The organism is Aureimonas sp. AU40 (assembly GCF_001463785.1).
In the GTDB taxonomy this organism is placed as follows: Bacteria; Pseudomonadota; Alphaproteobacteria; order Rhizobiales; family Rhizobiaceae; genus Aureimonas.
In genome coordinates this window covers 89,341-107,637 of sequence record NZ_BBWL01000005.1, presented here as the reverse complement: position 1 = coordinate 107,637, position 18,297 = coordinate 89,341, and the positions used below count along the sequence as shown (strand labels likewise).

At 68.4% G+C, this 18,297-nt stretch carries 14 protein-coding genes; 9 read left to right on the top strand and 5 right to left on the bottom strand.

Annotated elements, in window-relative coordinates; translation table 11 throughout:
• Positions 1-52 precede the first annotated feature (52 nt).
• From pgi to AUL32_RS02445, 9 genes are all read left to right on the top strand, one after another.
• Positions 53-1,702 (top strand): glucose-6-phosphate isomerase, encoded by a 1,650-nt coding sequence (pgi, locus tag AUL32_RS02485; RefSeq protein WP_156421295.1) that lies wholly within the window; start codon positions 53-55, stop codon positions 1,700-1,702.
• Positions 1,699-4,191 carry a glycogen/starch/alpha-glucan phosphorylase gene (locus AUL32_RS02480; RefSeq protein ID WP_082659175.1) on the top strand — a complete coding sequence of 831 codons (2,493 nt, stop codon included), beginning with the start codon at positions 1,699-1,701 and terminating at the stop codon, positions 4,189-4,191. The genes pgi and AUL32_RS02480 overlap by 4 nt, the downstream gene beginning before the upstream one ends.
• 188 nt (positions 4,192-4,379) lie before the next feature.
• Positions 4,380-5,648 (top strand): glucose-1-phosphate adenylyltransferase, encoded by a 1,269-nt coding sequence (glgC, locus tag AUL32_RS02475; RefSeq protein WP_061974612.1) that lies wholly within the window; start codon positions 4,380-4,382, stop codon positions 5,646-5,648.
• Positions 5,645-7,093, top strand: a complete 1,449-nt coding sequence (gene glgA, locus AUL32_RS02470) for a glycogen synthase GlgA (RefSeq protein WP_062111445.1) — start codon at positions 5,645-5,647, stop codon at positions 7,091-7,093. The genes glgC and glgA overlap by 4 nt, the downstream gene beginning before the upstream one ends.
• Positions 7,090-8,718 (top strand): alpha-D-glucose phosphate-specific phosphoglucomutase, encoded by a 1,629-nt coding sequence (locus AUL32_RS02465; protein ID WP_062111443.1) that lies wholly within the window; start codon positions 7,090-7,092, stop codon positions 8,716-8,718. Before glgA ends, AUL32_RS02465 begins: the two co-directional genes overlap by 4 nt.
• Positions 8,715-9,314, top strand: a complete 600-nt coding sequence (locus AUL32_RS02460; protein ID WP_082659085.1) for a DUF2585 domain-containing protein — start codon at positions 8,715-8,717, stop codon at positions 9,312-9,314. The genes AUL32_RS02465 and AUL32_RS02460 overlap by 4 nt, the downstream gene beginning before the upstream one ends.
• Positions 9,315-9,345: 31 nt before the next feature.
• Positions 9,346-11,361 (top strand): glycogen debranching protein GlgX, encoded by a 2,016-nt coding sequence (gene glgX, locus AUL32_RS02455; RefSeq protein ID WP_062111440.1) that lies wholly within the window; start codon positions 9,346-9,348, stop codon positions 11,359-11,361.
• 186 nt (positions 11,362-11,547) lie between these two features.
• Positions 11,548-13,434: a DNA mismatch repair endonuclease MutL gene (mutL, locus tag AUL32_RS02450; RefSeq protein WP_062111437.1), complete on the top strand. Its 1,887-nt coding sequence runs from the start codon at positions 11,548-11,550 to the stop codon at positions 13,432-13,434.
• Between the two features lie 238 nt (positions 13,435-13,672).
• The gene (locus AUL32_RS02445) at positions 13,673-13,897 is read left to right on the top strand and encodes a DUF2093 domain-containing protein (protein ID WP_062111474.1); all 225 of its coding nucleotides are present in this window, start codon (positions 13,673-13,675) and stop codon (positions 13,895-13,897) included.
• Positions 13,898-14,069: 172 nt separating this feature from the next.
• On the opposite strand, the gene lpxK is transcribed toward AUL32_RS02445, so the two are convergent.
• Genes lpxK through AUL32_RS02420 form a run of 5 tightly spaced genes read right to left on the bottom strand, consistent with a single transcriptional unit; the run spans position 14,070 to position 18,297 of the window.
• On the bottom strand, positions 14,070-15,107 hold the full coding sequence (gene lpxK / locus AUL32_RS02440; RefSeq protein WP_062111436.1) for a tetraacyldisaccharide 4'-kinase: 1,038 nt from the start codon (positions 15,105-15,107) through the stop codon (positions 14,070-14,072).
• A gap of 1 nt (position 15,108) precedes the next feature.
• Positions 15,109-16,422 (bottom strand): lipid IV(A) 3-deoxy-D-manno-octulosonic acid transferase, encoded by a 1,314-nt coding sequence (gene waaA / locus AUL32_RS02435; protein ID WP_062111434.1) that lies wholly within the window; start codon positions 16,420-16,422, stop codon positions 15,109-15,111.
• Entirely contained in the window at positions 16,419-17,204 is a 786-nt protein-coding gene (locus AUL32_RS02430) for a lysophospholipid acyltransferase family protein (protein WP_156421294.1), read from the bottom strand. Before AUL32_RS02430 ends, waaA begins: the two co-directional genes overlap by 4 nt.
• Positions 17,205-17,221: 17 nt before the next feature.
• Positions 17,222-17,458 (bottom strand): DUF4170 domain-containing protein, encoded by a 237-nt coding sequence (locus AUL32_RS02425; RefSeq protein ID WP_061974595.1) that lies wholly within the window; start codon positions 17,456-17,458, stop codon positions 17,222-17,224.
• Positions 17,459-17,514: 56 nt separating this feature from the next.
• Positions 17,515-18,297, bottom strand: coding sequence for a 3'(2'),5'-bisphosphate nucleotidase CysQ (locus AUL32_RS02420; protein ID WP_062111429.1), 783 nt, complete (start codon positions 18,295-18,297; stop codon positions 17,515-17,517).

Here is an 18,297-nt window from a genome sequence, read left to right as displayed (position 1 = left end):
CAGACCCGCCGGACTCGCCTCACGAGCCCGGCACAGCGACGGATCGATCAGCGTGAACGAACAGCCCCTTGCCGACATCACCCTCGACCAGCTCAAGGAGCGCGGCTCGCAAGCGCTGACAACCGGCATTCGGGCGCTCTTCGCGGGCGATGCCCAGCGCTTCGCCCACCTCTCTTTCCGCCATGACGATCTGCTGCTCGACCTGTCCAAATGCGCGCTTTCGCCGGACGATCTCTCCGCGCTGATCGCCTATGCCGGCGTGGTCGGCGTCGAGGCCCGGCGCGACGCCATGTATGCCGGCGCGCGCATCAACACGACCGAGAACCGCTCCGTGCTGCATGTCGCGCTGCGCGCCCACGAAGAGGACGGGTTCAAGGCCGACGGCGAAAGCGTCGGCGCCGCCGTGGAGGAGGTTCTCCAGGCCATGGCGCGCTTTGCCTCCGGCATTCGCGACGGCTCGATTGCCGGCGCCACGGGCAAGCCGATCACCGACATCGTCAATATCGGCATCGGCGGCTCGGATCTCGGCCCCGTCATGGCCGCGATCGCCCTGTCGCCCTACCATGACGGCCCGCGCACGCATTTCGTCTCGAACATCGACGGCGCGCATATGGCGGACACGCTGGCGTTGGTCGATCCCGAGACCACGCTCTTCATCGTGGCCTCCAAGACCTTCACCACGATCGAGACCATGACCAACGCGCAGACCGCGCGCCGCTTCATCGCCGGCGCGCTGGGCGAAGCGGCAGTGGGCGCGCATTTCTGCGCCGTCTCCACCGCGCTCGATAAGGTCTCGGCTTTCGGCATCGGCGCGGATCGCACCTTCGGCTTCTGGGATTGGGTGGGCGGACGCTATTCCGTCTGGTCGGCGATCGGCCTGCCGCTGATGATCGCGATTGGCCCGGATCATTTCCGCCAGTTCCTCGACGGGGCGCGCGATCTCGACCGGCACTTTAAGTCGGCTCCGGCCGGCGAGAACCTGCCGATCCTGCTCGGACTTGCCGGCTGGTGGCACCGCGTGGCGCAGAACCATCCCTCGCGCGCCATCATCCCCTACGACCAGCGCCTCGCGCGCCTGCCTGCCTACCTCCAGCAGCTCGATATGGAGTCCAACGGCAAGCATGTCGGCCTCGACGGGCTGCGCACGCCGACCGCCACCGGCCCCGTGGTCTGGGGCGAGCCCGGCACCAATGGCCAGCACGCCTTCTTCCAGCTCCTGCACCAGGGCACGGACATCGTGCCGGTGGAGTTCATCGTCGGCGCCAACCCGCACGAGAGCGACCCGGCCATGCGCGTCCACCAGGACCTGCTGCTGGCTAACTGCCTCGCCCAGTCGGAAGCGCTGATGAAGGGCCGCACTCTGGAGGAAGCGCGCGAGCAACTGCTCAAGGCCGGGCGCTCGCCCGAGGAAGCCGAGCAGATCGCCCCCCACCGTGAGTTTTCCGGCGACCGGCCTTCGATTACCATCCTCTACGACAAGCTGACGCCCTTCGCCTTCGGTCGCCTCGTGGCGCTCTACGAGCACCGTGTCTTCGTCGAGGCGCAGCTTTTCGGCATCAACGCCTTCGATCAATGGGGCGTCGAACTCGGCAAGGAGCTGGCCACCGGCCTCCTCCCGGTCATCCAAGGAACCCAATCCGCCCAATCGCGCGATTCTTCGACCGCCGGCCTCGTGGCCGCGATCGCCGCACTCAGGAGCTGAACACGATGACGCCTGCCAGCCCCATCGCGCGCTCCCCGGCCGCCGAGAAGCCCGAACCGCGCCTCAACGACGCCGACACGATCGCCACCGAGATCGTCGAGAAGCTGACCTATTCCATCGGCAAGACCGTGAAGGCCGCGCGCCTGCACGACTGGCTGGAGGCCACGACCCTCGTTGTGCGCGATCGCATCATCGACAATTGGTTCGATTCCACGATCCGCACCTATGAGCGGCAGGACAAGCGCGTCTGCTATCTCTCGATGGAGTTTCTGATCGGCCGCCTTCTGCGCGACGCGATCAGCAACCTGAACCTCACCGAGCCGGTGCGCGAGGCGCTGGCGCGCTACGATGTCGATCTCGACCTCGTGGAGCTTCTGGAGCCGGACGCAGCCCTCGGAAACGGCGGCCTCGGCCGCCTCGCCGCCTGCTTCATGGAATCCATGGCGACCACGGGCGTTCCCGGTTTCGGCTACGGCATCCGCTATGTCCACGGCTTCTTCCGCCAGGAAGTGGTCGACGGCGCGCAGGTCGAGCTGCCCGAGACCTGGCTGAAGCACGGCAATCCTTGGGAGTTCGAGCGACGCGAAAGCTCCTACGAGATCGGCTTCGGCGGCAAGGTCTCCTCGATCGACGAGAACGGCAAGCCGCGCTTCGTCTGGCGCCCGGCCGAGCGCGTGCTCGCCGTCGCCTACGACACGCCGGTCGTCGGCTGGCGCGGCCAGCATGTGAACACGCTGCGCCTGTGGAGCGCGCAGTCGCTCGACCCGATTCTGCTCGACGCGTTCAACGCGGGCGACCATATCGGCGCGCTGCTGGAATCCAACAAGGCGGAGGCGATCACCCGCGTCCTCTATCCCGCCGATTCGCACCAGGCCGGCCAGGAGCTGCGCCTGCGCCAGGAATATTTCTTTTCCTCCGCCTCGCTGCAGGACATCATCCGCCGCCATCTCGCGCAGCATGACGACCTGACCAACCTTGCCGACAAGGTGGCGATCCAGCTTAACGACACGCATCCGGCCGTCTCGGTGGCCGAGCTGATGCGCCTCCTCGTGGACGTTCACGGCATGGAGTGGGACGCGGCCTGGAAGGTGACGCGCGACACGTTCAGCTACACCAACCACACGCTTCTGCCCGAAGCGCTGGAAACCTGGCCGATCCATCTCTTCGAGCGCCTGCTGCCGCGCCAGATGCAGATCATCTACCAGATCAACGCCGAGGTCCTGCGCGAGGCGACGACCGGAAAGGAACTCGACGGCGCCACCATCTCGGCGATCTCGCTGATCGACGAGAACAACGGCCGGCGCGTGCGCATGGGCCAGCTCGCCTTCGTCGGCAGTCATGCGGTGAACGGCGTTTCGGCACTGCACACCGAGCTGATGAAGGAGACGGTGTTCCGCGATCTTCATAAGGTCTACCCCACGCGCATCGAGAACAAGACCAATGGCGTGACGCCCCGCCGCTGGCTGTTCGAGGCCAATCCGGGCCTGACCAAGCTGATCGAGGAGACGATCGGCCCGCGCTTCAAGGACGAGATCGGCGAACTCATCAAGCTCGACCCGCATTCCGAGGATGCCGGTTTCCGTGAACGCTTCGCGGCTGTGAAGCGTCACAACAAGACGCGCCTCGCCCGCCTCGTGGAGGAGCGTCTGGCGATCCATCTCGATCCCGACGCGATCTTCGACATCCAGGTCAAGCGCATCCACGAGTACAAGCGCCAGCTTCTCAACATCCTGGAGACGGTGGCGCTCTACGAGCAGATCCGCTCGCTGCCCCATCTCGACTGGACCCCGCGCGTGAAGATCTTCGCCGGCAAGGCGGCGCCTTCCTACGTCCAGGCCAAGGAGATCATCCATCTGGCCGGCGATGTGGCGCGGGTCATCAATTCCGACCCGACCGTGCGCGGCCTTCTGAAGGTCGTCTTCATCCCGAACTACAATGTGAGTTTGGCCGAGATCATCATGCCGGCGGCGGACGTGTCGGAGCAGATCTCCACCGCCGGTCTGGAAGCCTCCGGCACGGGCAACATGAAGTTCGCGCTGAACGGCGCCCTGACGATCGGCACGCTCGACGGCGCCAATGTCGAGATGCTGGAGCACTTGGGCGAAGACAACATCTTCATCTTCGGCCTCAAGGCCGACGAAGTCGCCCGGATGCGCGCCGAGGACCATCGCGGCCAGAGCGTCATCGACAAGCAGCCCATGCTGCGCTCGGCGATCGACTCCATCTCGGCCGGCGTCTTCAGCCAGGACGATCCGAACCGATACGCCAATCTGATGAACTCCATCCGCGACCGCGACTGGTGGATGATCGCGGCCGACTTCCGCGCCTATTGGGACACGCAGCGCCAGCTCGACATGGTCTGGAAGGACCGCGCCAAGTGGGACGCGATCGCGGTTCGCAACACAGCCCGGATGGCCTGGTTCTCCTCCGACCGATCGATCGACGAGTACGCGCACGACATCTGGCGCGCCGGCCCGAAGGGGGCCTAAGCGCCCTCCCCTTCCCACGTCTTTTTCGCCGCGACAGGATCGCGGCGAAAAAACGTGTGGGCACCGCTTTCCCCTTGCTGGAAGGTCTGGTGCCACACGCTATGTTGATACGGGAAGATCGATATAGAAAACTGCGGGGGATCGCCGGCTGAGCCGGACACGCAGCGATCCTTGGGGGAGAGAACGGGATGGCCGACAGCCGGCGAGTGGCACCGATCGCGCGCGATACAATGGCCTATGTTTTGGCCGGCGGTCGCGGTTCGCGTCTGATGGAACTGACGGACGACCGGGCCAAGCCCGCCGTCTATTTCGGCGGCAAGTCCCGCATCATCGACTTCGCCCTGTCGAACGCGGTGAACTCGGGCATCCGCCGCATCGGCGTCGCGACCCAGTACAAGGCCCACTCGCTGATCCGGCATCTCCACCGGGGGTGGAACTTCCTGCGCCCGGGCCGCAACGAGAGCTTCGACGTCCTCCCCGCCTCGCAGCGCGTGTCGGAAGACCAATGGTATGCCGGCACGGCCGACGCCGTGTACCAGAACATCGACATCATCGAGGCCTACGCCCCTAAGTACATCATCATCCTGGCGGGCGACCACATCTACAAGATGGACTACGAGATCATGCTCCAGCAGCATGTGGACACGGGCTCCGACGTGACCGTCGGCTGTCTCGAAGTCCCGCGAATGGAAGCGGTCGGTTTCGGCGTCATGCATGTCGACGAAAAGGGCCAGATCACCGACTTCATCGAGAAGCCTGCCGATCCCCCGGCCATTCCCGGCCGGCCCGATACGGCGCTGGCGTCCATGGGCATCTACGTCTTCAACACGGCCTTCCTCGCCGACCAGCTGCGGCGCGACGCGGCCGACCCGAAGTCGAGCCGCGACTTCGGCAAGGACATCATCCCCCATATCGTCAAGCACGGCACGGCCTGGGCACACTCGTTCAACACGTCGGTCGTGCGCTCGGCCGCCGAATACGGCTCGTACTGGCGCGACGTCGGAACGGTGGACGCCTATTGGCAGGCCAATATCGACCTGACCGACGTGGTGCCACAGCTCGATATCTACGACCGCGACTGGCCGATCTGGACCTATGCCGACGTCACCCCGCCAGCCAAGTTCGTGCATGACGAGGAAGGGCGCCGTGGCATGGCGATCTCCTCGCTCGTCTCGGGCGACTGCATCATTTCGGGTGGCACGCTGCACCGCTCGCTCCTGTTCACGGGCGTTCGCCAGAACAGCTATTCCAAGCTGGACGAAGCGGTGGTCCTGCCGGGTTGCCATATTGGGCGCGGCGTGCGCATCACCAAGGCGGTGGTGGATCGCGGCGTCCATATTCCGGACGGGCTCGTCATCGGCGAGGACCCCGAACTCGACGCCCAGCGCTTCCGCCGCACGTCGAGCGGCGTTTGTCTCGTCACCAGGCCGATGATCGAACGGCTCAACTACAGATGACATCCGTCCTTTCCGTTGCATCGGAAGTCTTCCCCCTGGTGAAGACCGGCGGGCTTGCGGACGTCACGGGCGCCTTGCCGCTCGCGCTGGGGCCTCTGGGCATCGAGGTGCGCACGCTTCTCCCGGCCTATCCCAGCATCCTCGCCGAGATCGGCGAGGCCGTGAGCGTCGCCGAGATCGCCGATCTGTTCGGCGGGCCGGCGCGCATTCTCGCCACTGAGAAAGCCGGGCTCGACCTCCTGCTGCTCGACGCGCCGCATCTCTACAATCGGCCGGGCGGCCCCTATGTCGGGCCGAACGGCTACGACCATCCCGACAATTGGGCGCGCTTCGCCGCGCTCTGCAAGGCGGCGGCCGAGGTCGGCCTCGGCCTCGTGCCGGGCTATCGGCCCGACATCGTCCATGCTCACGATTGGCAGGCCGCGCTCGCCCCGGTCTATCTCGAGGCGGCGGGCGCGGGGCGCCCACGCACCGTCCTCACCATCCACAATCTCGCCTTTCAGGGCGCCTTTCCGCAGACGATCTTTTCCGAGCTCGGCCTGCCGGACAGCGCCTGGGGCATCGACGGCGTCGAGTATTACGGCTCGGTCGGCTATCTCAAGGGCGGCCTTCGCGCGGCCGACCGCATCACCACCGTCAGCCCGAACTATGCCGACGAGATCCTCCAGCCGGCCGGCGGCATGGGGCTCGACGGGCTTCTGCGCGGCCGGGCGGACCGGCTGACCGGTATCGTCAACGGCATCGACATCGATGTCTGGGACCCCGCCGCCGATCCCAACATCGCCGCGACCTTCACCCGCGACGAGCTGTTCCGCCGCGCCATCAACAAGCGCGCGCTGGAAACCGAGTTCGCGCTGGACGAAGACGAGACGCCCATCCTCGCCGTGGTCAGCCGCCTGACTTGGCAAAAGGGGCTCGACCTTCTGGCCGAGGCGGTGGACGACGTCGTGGTCGCCGGTTGCCGGCTGGTCGTGGTCGGCTCGGGCGACCGCCTCCTGGAAGGGGCGTTTCTCAGCGGCGCGGCGCGCCATTCGGGCCGTGTCGGCGTGCGCATCGGCTATGACGAGTTGCTCTCGCACCGCGTCCAGGCCGGCGCCGATGCGCTGCTCGTGCCCTCGCGCTTCGAGCCCTGCGGGCTGACGCAGCTTTATGCCCTGCGCTATGGCTGCCTGCCTGTCGTCAGCCGCGTCGGCGGCCTGGCCGATACGGTGATCGACGCGAATTTCGCAGCGCTCGCGGCAGGCGTTGCGACCGGCGTCATCTTCGCGCCCGTCACGCGCGAGGCTCTGCTCGACGGCATCACCCGCCTCACCCGCCTTTACGCCGACCCGTCGCTCTGGCGCGATCTGCAGCGCTCCGCCATGGCGGGCGACGTGTCCTGGACGGCCAGCGCCCGGCGCTATGCCGATCTCTATTCGAGCCTCTCCGAGGAAAGCCCCCGATGATCCGCACCGTCGCGACGACGCCCTATCTCGACCAGAAGCCCGGCACGTCCGGCCTGCGCAAGAAGGTGCCGCACTTCCAGCAGCCCCACTATGCCGAGAACTTCCTGCAGGCGATCTTCGACGCGACGGAGCGCCCGGCGGGCGCTTCGCTGGTGATCGGCGGCGACGGACGCTTCTTCAACGCCGAAGTGGTGCGCAAAGCGATCCGCATGGCGGCGGCCAACGGTGTCGCCAAGGTCGTGGTCGGCCAGAACGGCCTGCTCTCGACCCCCGCCGCCTCGAACCTGATCCGCCAGCGCAAGGCCGCCGGCGGTATCATCCTGTCCGCCTCGCACAATCCGGGCGGGCCGGACGGCGATTTCGGCATCAAGTACAACATCTCCAACGGCGGCCCCGCCCCCGAGGGCGTGACCGACGCGATCTACAAGCGCACGCGCGAGATCACCGAATACAAGATAGTGGAGGAGGACGCGCCGGACCTTTCCGTCGTCGGCACTTCGCGCCTGGGCGAAACCGAGGTCGAGATCGTCGATCCCGTCGCCGACTATGCGGCGCTGATGGAAACGCTGTTCGACTTCGGCGCCATTCGCGAGGCGATCAAGGGCGGGCTGACGCTGCGCTTCGACGCCATGCACGCCGTGACCGGTCCCTATGCCAAGGAAATCCTGGAGCGCCGGCTCGGAAGCCCGGAGGGTACGGTGATGAACGGCGTGCCGTCCGAAGATTTCGGCGGCGGCCATCCCGATCCCAACGTGGTCTGGGCCGCCCCGCTGGTCGATCTCCTGCTCGGCCCCACCGCGCCGGACTTCGGCGCGGCGTCGGATGGCGACGGTGATCGCAACATGATTCTCGGTCGGGGCATCGTGGTCACGCCCTCCGACTCGCTCGCCGTGCTCGCCGCCAACGCGCATCTGGCGCCGGGCTATGCCCGTGGCATCGCCGGTATCGCCCGCTCCATGCCGACCAGTGGCGCGGCCGACCGCGTCGCCAAGAAGCGCGGCATCGGCATCTACGAGACGCCGACCGGCTGGAAGTTCTTCGGCAATCTGCTCGACGCCGGCAAGGTGACGATCTGCGGCGAGGAGAGCGCCGGCACCGGCTCCGACCACGTACGCGAGAAGGACGGCCTCTGGGCGGTGCTGCTCTGGCTGAACATTCTCGCCGTGCGCAAGGAATCGGTGGCCGAGATCGTCAAGGGCCACTGGGCCGAGTTCGGGCGCAACTACTACCAGCGCCACGACTACGAGGAGGTCGACAAGACCGCTGCGGAAGGGCTGATGGAGAGCCTGCGCGATCGCCTCGCCTCCATGGCCGGCCAGCGCTTCGGCACGCTCGTCGTCTCGGAAGCCGACGACTTCTCCTACAAGGATCCGATCGACGGCTCGGTCTCGACCGGCCAGGGCGTGCGCATCGTCTTCTCCGGCGGCTCACGCATCGTCTTCCGCCTGTCGGGCACGGGCACAGTGGGCGCGACGCTCCGCGTCTATATCGAGCGTTTCGAGCCCGACGCGGCCAAGCATGATCTCTCGATCGAGGAAGCGTTGGGCGAGCTGGTGCGCACGGCCGACGCGATCGGCGAGATCACCAAGCGCACGGGCCGCACGGAACCCGACGTTCGCACGTGAGCACGCTCGCTTCCTCGCCCATCCGCTCCGGTTGGCGGGCGATTCGCCCCGTCCACTGGGCGCTCACTCTCGGGGTCGTGGCGCTTGCCGCCACGACCCTGCTCCTCATGGGCCGGGTGCCGATCTGCGAATGCGGATACGTCAAGCTCTGGCACGGCACAGTGGTGAGTTCGGAGAACTCGCAGCATCTGTCCGACTGGTACTCGCCCTCCCATCTCATCCACGGCTTCCTGTTCTACGGGGCGCTCTGGCTCGTCGCCCGGCGCTGGCCGATCGGCCGAAGGCTGGTGCTGGCCACGATCGTGGAAGCGGCCTGGGAAATCGTGGAGAACACCGACGCTATCATTCGCCATTATCGCGAGACCACCATCTCGCTCGACTACTTCGGCGACAGCGTCATCAATTCGGTGTCGGACATCGGTTTCATGATCGCCGGCTTTCTCTTCGCCGCGCGCCTGCCGATCTGGCTGACGGTCTTGATCGCGCTCGGATTCGAACTGCTGACCGGTTTCCTCATCCGCGATAACCTGACCTTGAACGTCCTCATGCTTCTCTACCCGCTGGATGCCGTGCGCGCATGGCAGGGCGGAGCCTGACCGGGCCACTGCGGGATCGAAGGAGAGGCCCTTGGCGAGCATCAGTGTGGAGCGCGGCGCGCCGGAGCGGCTGGGCGCGAGCGTCGCGGCGGACGGCGTCCATTTCGCCGTCTTCTCCGCCCATGCCGAGCGGATCGAGCTTTGCCTGTTCGAGCCCGGCGGCGTGCAGGAGCGTGAACGCCTGATCCTTCCCGGCCGCACGCCGGAGGGCGTCCATTTCGGCTTCGTGCCGGGGCTTGCCGTCGGCGCGCTTTATGGCCTGCGCGCCCACGGCCCCTACGCCCCCGAGCAGGGCCATAGGTTCGATGCATCGAAGCTGCTGGTCGATCCCTATGCCTCCCGGCTCGATCGGCCGTTTCTGTATCACGGCGCGCTGGCCGCCCCGCCCACGCGCGGGCTCGACACGACGCCCTTCGTGCCGCGCGCGGTGGTGGAGGACCTTCGGCGCGACGCCGCCCCCCTCCCCTTCGCCAAGCCGGGCTTCACCTACGAACTGCCCGTTCGCGCCTTCTCGCAGCGCCGCGTCGACCTGCCGCTGAATCTCCGCGGCACGTTAGGCGCGCTCGCCGAGCCCGCCTCGCTCGACCATCTCGTACGGCTCGGCGTCGAGACGGTGGAGCTGATGCCGCTGGCATCGGCCATCGACGAGCGCCACCTCGTCGCCCTCGGCCTCACCAATGCCTGGGGCTACAACACCGTCGCCCACGGCGCACCCGACCCGCGCCTCGTGCCAGGCGGCTGGGCCGAGGCGCGGCGTGTGGTGGAGGCGCTGCATGCGCGCGGCATCCGCGTGCTGCTCGACGTGGTGCTGAACCATTCCGGCGAAAGCGACCGGTTCGGCCCGACCTTCTCCTATCGCGGGCTGGACAACCGCACCTATTACGCCGCAGCGCCCGATGATCCCGACCAGCTCGTCAACGACACCGGTACGGGCAACACGTTCGCACTCTGGCGCAAGCCGGTGGCCGACATGGCGCTGGAGGCCCTGAAGCGCTGGGTCGAGGTCGGCGGGGTGGACGGGTTCCGCTACGATCTCGGCACGGTGCTCGGCCGCACGCCCGAGGGCTTCCGGCCCGACGCGTCGCTCCTCCAGAGGATCGCCGCCGATCCCGTGTTGAAGGACCGCGTCCATGTCGCGGAGCCCTGGGACATCGGCCCCGGCGGCTATCAGGTCGGCGCCTTTCCGCCACCCTTCCTGGAATGGCAGGACCGGTTCAGGGACGACGTGCGCCGCTTCTGGCGCGGCGATGCGGGAACGGTGTCGGCGCTGGCGACGCGCCTGTCGGGCTCGCCCGACCTGTTCGACCGGCCCGGCAGAAGCGCGTCCGACGGCGTCAACTTCATCACCGCCCATGACGGGTTCACGCTGCGCGACGTCGTGAGCTACGAGCAGAAGCACAACGAGGCCAACGGCGAGGGAAACCGCGACGGCCACGGTGACAACCATTCCTGGAACAATGGATGGGAAGGCGCGACGCAGGACCCCGCCATCACCGAGCGCCGCCGGCGCGACGCGCGCGCGTTGCTCGCGACCCTGTTCGTGGCGCGCGGCAATCCGATGATCGTCGCCGGCGACGAGTTGGGCCGCACGCAGGGCGGCAACAACAACGCCTATGCGCAGGACAACGAGATCTTCTGGATCGACTGGGCGGACGCCGACGACGCGCTCATTGCCTTCACCGGCCGGCTCCAGCGCCTGCGCCGCGCGCTGGAGCCGCTGTCGCGCGACCGCTTCCTGACGGGCGAGAGCGTCGCGGGAGAGCCGGACGCGCGCTGGCTGCGCGCCGATGGCGGCGAGATGGGGCCGGACGACTGGGCGGATGCCGGCCGCACGCTGCTGGCCCTTCGCATGGCCGGCGAGCGCGAGGCGGCGCTGATCTATATCAACCGGGGCTTTGAGCCCCTCTCGATCCGGCCGCCCGAGCCGAAGGAAGGGCGCAGCCTCTGGCTGGAGCTGACGAGCGACCGACCGGACGCCGAGCCGCGCCCGCTCGGCGGCGTGTTCGAGCTCGGCGCCCGCGCCATCGCAATCCTGCGCGAGGGCTGAGAACGCCCTGAAGCTCTGCTGAAAGAGGCCAGTGCGTTCGGTGAAGAGTGCGGGAAATCGTTCGGCCCGCGCTAGGATTGGGCGGTCGCTTGCCTCGCAAAGCCGGGGATAGGGCGCGGGCGGATTTGCACGAGGCCGGCCAAGCCCTTACATCGGATAGGCTCCTGCCAGGGAAGACCGCCCTCCATGCCCATCCAGCTCCTGCCCGAAACGCTTATCGACCAGATCGCCGCCGGCGAAGTGGTGGAGCGGCCGGCGAGCGTCGTGAAGGAACTGGTGGAAAACGCGCTGGACGCGGGCGCGCGCCGGGTCGAGATCGTCACCGCCGGCGGCGGCAAGAGCCTGCTTCGCATCACCGACGACGGAGGCGGCATCCCCGCCGCCGAACTGCCGCTCGCCATCCGCCGCCATTGCACCTCCAAGATGGCGGGCGGGTTGGAAGGCATCGATACGCTCGGCTTTCGCGGCGAGGCGCTGCCCTCGATCGGATCGGTCGCCCGCCTTACCTTGCGCTCGCGCGCACGCGGCGCGGAGGGCGCGCACGAAATTCGCGTCGACAATGGCGCGCAGGACGGGCCGCGCCCGGCCGCGCTCTCGGCCGGGACGATGGTCGAGGTGCGCGATCTCTTCCACTCCGTGCCCGCACGGCTGAAATTTTTGAAGACCGACCGAGCCGAGGCCGCCGCGATCACCGAGACGGTGCGGCGCATCGCCATCGCCTTTCCCGCCGTGCGCTTCGAGCTTGCGGGCGAGGACCGGGCCGAGACGGTACTCGCCGCCGGCACGCCGGAAGCGCGCGTCGGGCAGATCGTAGGGCCGGAATTTCTCGACAATGCCGTGGCGCTCGACGCCGTTCGCGAGGGCGTGCGGCTCACCGGCTGGGCAGGGCTGCCGACCTATCATCGCGGCAATGCGCAGCACCAATATGCCTATGTGAACGGGCGGCCGGTGCGCGACAAGATGATCCTCTCGGCCATTCGTGGCGCCTATGTCGATTTCGTGCCGCGCGATCGCTACCCCGTCTGCGTCCTATTCTTCGACGTTGATCCGCGCGACGTGGACGTGAACGTCCACCCGGCCAAGGCCGACGTGCGCTTTCGCGACCCGGCTTTGGTGCGTGGGCTCATCGTCGGCGCCATTCGCCAGGCGCTCGGCGGCATGAGCCTTCGCGCCTCGACCGAAGGCGCCGAGGGGCTGATGGCGCGGTTTCGTCCAGGCGGCATGGGCGCGCCTAGCGAGCCCGCACCCCCGCCCTTTTCCGGCCCAGCGGCGCCCGGTGCGATGGCGGCGAGCGAGCGCGGCGCGTCCGCCGTTCTCGGTCGGCGCACGGGGGGCTTTCGCGAGCGGGGGGACACGCCTTTCGAGGCGGCGACGAATTTCTTCCGCCCGCTGGAGACGCCCTCCGTGCGCGAGCCCGCGCCGCGCATGGCGGGCTTCGAGCCGGCCGCGCGGCCCGTGCGCGAGGCCGAGCAGGCCCCCGCACCGGCCGGCGCCGAGTTTCCGCTAGGGGCGGCGCGCGCCCAGATCGACAAGGCCTTCATCGTCTCGGAAACGCAGGACAGTCTGGTGATCGTGGACCAGCACGCCGCGCATGAGCGGCTGGTCTACGAAGCGCTGAAGGAGGCACTGCATACCGACGCCATCCCCGCGCAGATGCTGCTGATCCCCGACATCGTGGACTGCACGGAAAGCGAGGCGGAGCGCCTTGGCGAGGAAGCCGAGACGCTGTCGCGTTTCGGCCTCATCCTGGAGCGCTTCGGCCCCGGCGCGGTGATGGTGCGCGGCACGCCCGCGATCCTGGGCGAGGTGGATGCCAAGGCGCTCGTGCGCGATCTCGCCGACGAATTGTTCGAGGGCGGTCAGGTGGGCCTTAAGGCGCGGATCGACCATGTGGCGGCGACCATGGCCTGCCACGGCTCGGTGCGCTCGGGCCGCCGGCTTCAGCCGGCCGAGATGAACGCGCTTCTGCGCCAGATGGAGCGCACGCCGGGCTCCGGCCAGTGCAACCACGGTCGCCCGACCTTCATCGAACTGAAGCTCGCCGACATCGAACGCCTGTTCGGGCGGCGTTGACATCAAGGGCCTCTCGGCCGAACACAGGGTTCAGAGACTGTTCGACAACTCGGTCGGGTCGGTCCGTCGGCGCTTTTCTGCCGTCTCATCGTTGCCAATCCTCGCCGATGCCGCTGGCATCGACTGCGTTTGGCGCCTCGCGAACGGCAAAAAATCACTCGACGGCCCTCAGCCGCCAAGTTGTCAAACAGTCTCTCAAGACGCCGGCCATGCCGGCCACGGACAAATGGACACGAGCATGATGAACCGGATGGACAGCGGCGGCGAAGCCAAGCTGCATTATGGCGACGGCGATTTCGAGGTGGTGCGCCCCGGCGCCTTCGTGCGCTGCGCGGTGACGGGCGAGGCGATCCCGCTCGATCTGCTGCGCTACTGGAACGTCGAGCGTCAGGAGCCCTACCGGGACGCCGCCGCCTCGCTCCAGCGCGAACTCGACCTCGCCCCGGCGCGCCGCCGGGGCTAAGTCGATTTAGAGCGCCTCACAAAACCTCTGGGCGGAGGATGGTCGAGGGATGTTCGGCCGAGGACGAGGAGCGAGGCGCAGTCGATGCCGGCGGCATCGGCGAGCATTCGCGATGAAGTCCCCGGCGGAAAGACTAGGGCCAGCCGACCCCACGAGGTTTTGTTTAGCGCTCTTAGGCCGAAGCGCGCTCCGCGAAGCGCGCCAACGCAGCGCGAACCAGCGCCTCGCCCGTGTCCGACTCGGCGAAGTGAAGCTCGGCTTGGAGCACCTTGGCGAGCCGGTTGAGGCCGCGCATCGGCCCCGTGTCCTGGCTGCGAAACCGTGTCTTGTCCTTGGCGGTGGTGACGAGATCGAGGCCGAGACTGTCGGCCTCGCCCAAGAGATCGCGCGCGTTCTCGGCCGTGAAGGCATGATGGTCGGGGAAGCTGCGGGTCGCCACGATTTCCGCCCCCGCGAGCCGCAGCGAGGCGTAGAACTTCTCGGGGTCCGCGATGCCGGCGAAGGCGAGGCAGCGCCGACCCTGGAACTCGGCGGCATTGGGCGCGAACGTCGCGGCGCGGTGGATCGGCAGGCCGCTCCGGCCGAGGCGAGAGGCCAGCGCACCGCTGGGCTCGGGGTCGCCGACGAGAAGCCAAGCGTCGGCATGGGCGATCTGCGCGCCGAGCGGCGCGCGCAAGGGGCCGGCGGGCAGGAGCCGCCCATTGCCGAGGCCACGCCTCGCATCCACCACGAGCAGCGCCAGATCGAAGCGGAGGCGCGCGCTCTGGAATCCGTCGTCCATGATGGCGACATCGCAGCCGGCCTCGGCCAGAAGCCGGGCGCCGGCCGCGCGGTCCCGCCCCACCACGGTCGGCGCGAGGTCGGCCAGCAGCAGCGGCTCGTCGCCCACAAGATCGGCCGCGTGGCGCATGGGGTCCACCAAAAGCGGCGCCCCGGCTTGCCCGCCATGGCCGCGCGAGAGGAAGCCGGGCTTGCGGCCGAGCGCCAGGGCGGCGCGGCCCAGCGCCAAGGCGGTCGGCGTCTTGCCCCCTCCCCCCACGGTCGGGTTGCCGACGCAGATGACTGGCAGGGGCGCCTGGACGCGCGCCCCGCGTTCCAGATTGCGGCGTGCCACCGTGCCATAGGCCAAGGCCGGCAACGCCAGAAGGCGCGAGCGAAAGCCCGGCGCTTCGCGCCACCAGAAGCCGGGCGCCGTGCCGAACAGTGCCATCTCAGCCGCCCCAGTCCATACGGCTGGACAGACGCAGCGGCAGGAGGAAGGGGTCGAGTGCGGCCATGGTGCGCTTCAGCGCGCCGCCCATGTCGGCGACGCTTTCGCGCCCAGCCGTGATCATCTGCCGGCGCGCGGCCGGCCGGTCGAACAGCTCCGACACCGCGGCGCCGAGTTCCGCCTCGTCCTGCACGATCCAGGCCCCGCCCTTGTCGATCAGGCGATGGTAGACCTCGCGGAAATTCTGGACATAGCGGCCTGACAGGATGGCCGTGCCGAGCATGGCGGCTTCCAGCGGGTTCTGCCCGCCCTCGCCCCGGATCGACTTGCCCATGAAGGCGATTTCGGTCAGCCGGGCGTAGAAGCCCATGTCGCCCATCGTGTCGCCGAGAAAGATGTCGGTGGTCGGCAGCGGCAGTTCGCCCCGGCTCCAGCGCGCCACCTGCAGCCCCCTGGCTTCGAGATCGCGGTGGATGGCGTCCGCCCGGTCGACATGGCGCGGCACGATGATGGTGAGGAGCCGTCCGCGCTCTTCCCGAAGGCGCAGATGGATATTGGCGGCGATCTCCTCCTCGCCCTCGTGCGTGGAGAGGGCGGCCCAGACCGGGCGCATACCGATGCCCCGGCGCGTGTCCTCGAGATCTTCCAGATTGGCGGGCGGCGCCTCGACATCGGCCTTCAGATTTCCCGCGACCGTGACGGCGCGCGCGCCGAGGAGATGGTAGCGCTCGCCGTCGATCTCGGACTGGGCGACGACATGGGCGAGCTTCGAAAGCAGCGCCTCGGCGACGCCCGGCGCCGATTTCCATCGCTTGAAGGAGCGGTCCGACAGGCGGGCATTGACCAGGACCTGCGGAATGCGCCGCGCGGCGAGCTCGGTCATCGTGGTCGGCCAGATCTCGCTTTCGGCGACGATGGCGAGCTCCGGCTGCCAATGGTCGAGAAAGCGCGAGACGCAAGGCTTGAGGTCGAGCGGGACATATTGGTGGATGACGCTGTCGCCGAGCCGCTCCTGCACTGTGGCCGCCGAGGTGACGGTGCCCGTCGTCATCACCACGGTAATGCCGTCATCGGCGATGGCGGCGACGAGCGGCGCCACGGCGGCGCTTTCCCCCATCGAGGCGGCATGGACCCAGACCAGCGGCACGCCCGGCGGGCGGATCTCGCTCGGCACGCCGTAGCGCTCGCGTCGGCGCTCCTTGTCTTCCTTGCCGCGCGAGGCGCGCCAGCTCACATAGGAGCCGGCCGCCGGATAGGCGAGCGAGCCGGCGACGCGATAGGCGGTCAGCGCCGCCTTGGCCCATTTGTCGTTCAATGCGATGTCTTTCGGTCCGCCAGGTCCGCGGCCCGCCGGTTCGCCCTTTCGATGGCGAGCGTCAGCTGGGCGCGAATCGCCTCCAACTCGTCCGCGCCGGCCTGAGGCGGCACGAAGATCGGCTCTTCCATGACCACGGCAATGCGGCCGAAGGGCAGCGGAAGGGTGGTTTTGTCCCAGGTTTTTTCAAGGACGCGGCGGCGGCTGGTGACGGCGGCGCTGGGCACGATCGGCCGGCCCGACAGGCGAGCGAGAGTGACGATGCCGAGGCCCGCCTCGCGCGGAGTGCCCTTGGGCACGTCGGCGATCATGCAGATGCCCAAACCATCGTCCAGGGCACGCTTCATGCGGATCAGGGCGCGCACCCCGCCCTTTTCGGACGCGGCCTCGCGCACGCGCCCGCCCGAGCCGCGCACCGTCTCGATGCCGAAACGCTCCACCACGGCGGCGTTGATCTCGGCGTCGGCGCTGCGCGACAGGAGCGCGAGATAGGGCAGATCGCGCGGGCGGAAGAAGGGCGCGAGCAGATGCTGCCCGTGCCAGAGCGCGACGATCGCGGGATGCTCCCGGTGCAGGATGGCGTCGAAGTCGCTGGAGTCGGCGGCCGGGCGCTGCGACGCGCGAATGCCGCGCAGCGCCTCGTAGATGAGGCGGCCGACGAAGCGCACGGCGCCGGGCGAGCGCGAAGCCGCCTTCAGCCGACGCTGCAGGCGCACCCGCCATTTGCGGCGCTTAGGCCGCGTGGCCGGGGCGGTCTTCTGGTCCTCTTCGGCCGGCGGCACCGGGCCTCTAGCGCCGGTCACTGGCCCTGCGGGTCGAGGAGCCGGTGCATGTGGACGATGAAGTAGCGCATGGCCGCGTTGTCGACGGTGGCCTGCGCCTTGCCGCGCCAAGCGGCGAGCGCAGAGGCGTAGTCGGGATAGATGCCGACGATGTCGAGCGCCGACAGGTCGCGGAAATCCACCGCATCCAGACTGTTCAGCTCGCCGCCGAACACGAGATGCAGCAGCTGCTTGGGCTTTTCTTCGCTGACCATTCGAACAGTCTCCGATTGACGGGATAGGCGGACCAAAGGGGAGGACGGCGGCCTGTTCAGGCCGCTTCGAGACCGTAATCCAGGAGGCGACGAACCGCGCCCTGCGCGCCGGCCACGAGGACGCCATGCCTTTCCGGGGCGGGATTGTAAAGATGCGGCTGGCCGTCGGCGCGAACGAGACGTCCGCCGGCCCGCTCCAGGATCAGATCGCCCGCCGCGATGTCCCAATCGTTGGCGCGCGCGCCGACCAGCGTCCCGTCCAGCCGGCCGCTCGCCACCATGGCGAGGCGATAGGCGAGCGAGGGAACGTTGGCGGCAAAATCGATCTCCCCGCCCCGCAGGCCTTCCAGCCGGCGGCGCATGGAATCGGGCATGGACAGAAGCAGCTTACGCTTGCGCTCGAAGGCCGAGACGGCGATGGGCTGGTCGTTCAGCGTCGCAGCGCCATCGGCAGTCGCGCCGAACACCTCGCCCAGCGCCGGCGCGTCGAGCACGCCCGCGATCGGCCGCCCTTCGCCGATCACCGCGACGGAGATACACCAGGTCGTCTCGCCCCGCAGAAAGGCGCGCGTGCCGTCGATCGGGTCCACCACGAAGAAGCGCTGCTCGCCCGCCCCGGCAGGCTGGGCGGCGGTTTCCTCCGAGATCCAGCCATAGTGCGGCCGGGCTGCCAGCAGAACGCGGCGCAGATGGGCATCGGCCGCGAAATCGGCCTCCGACACGGGCGAGGAGCCCTTCCACCAGACCTCCGGCTCCCGCTTCCAGAAGCCGAGCGCGATGCGCCCGGCCTCGGCGGCGGCGGTCCGGATCAGCGCGAGATCGTCCTCCGGCGTGAACAT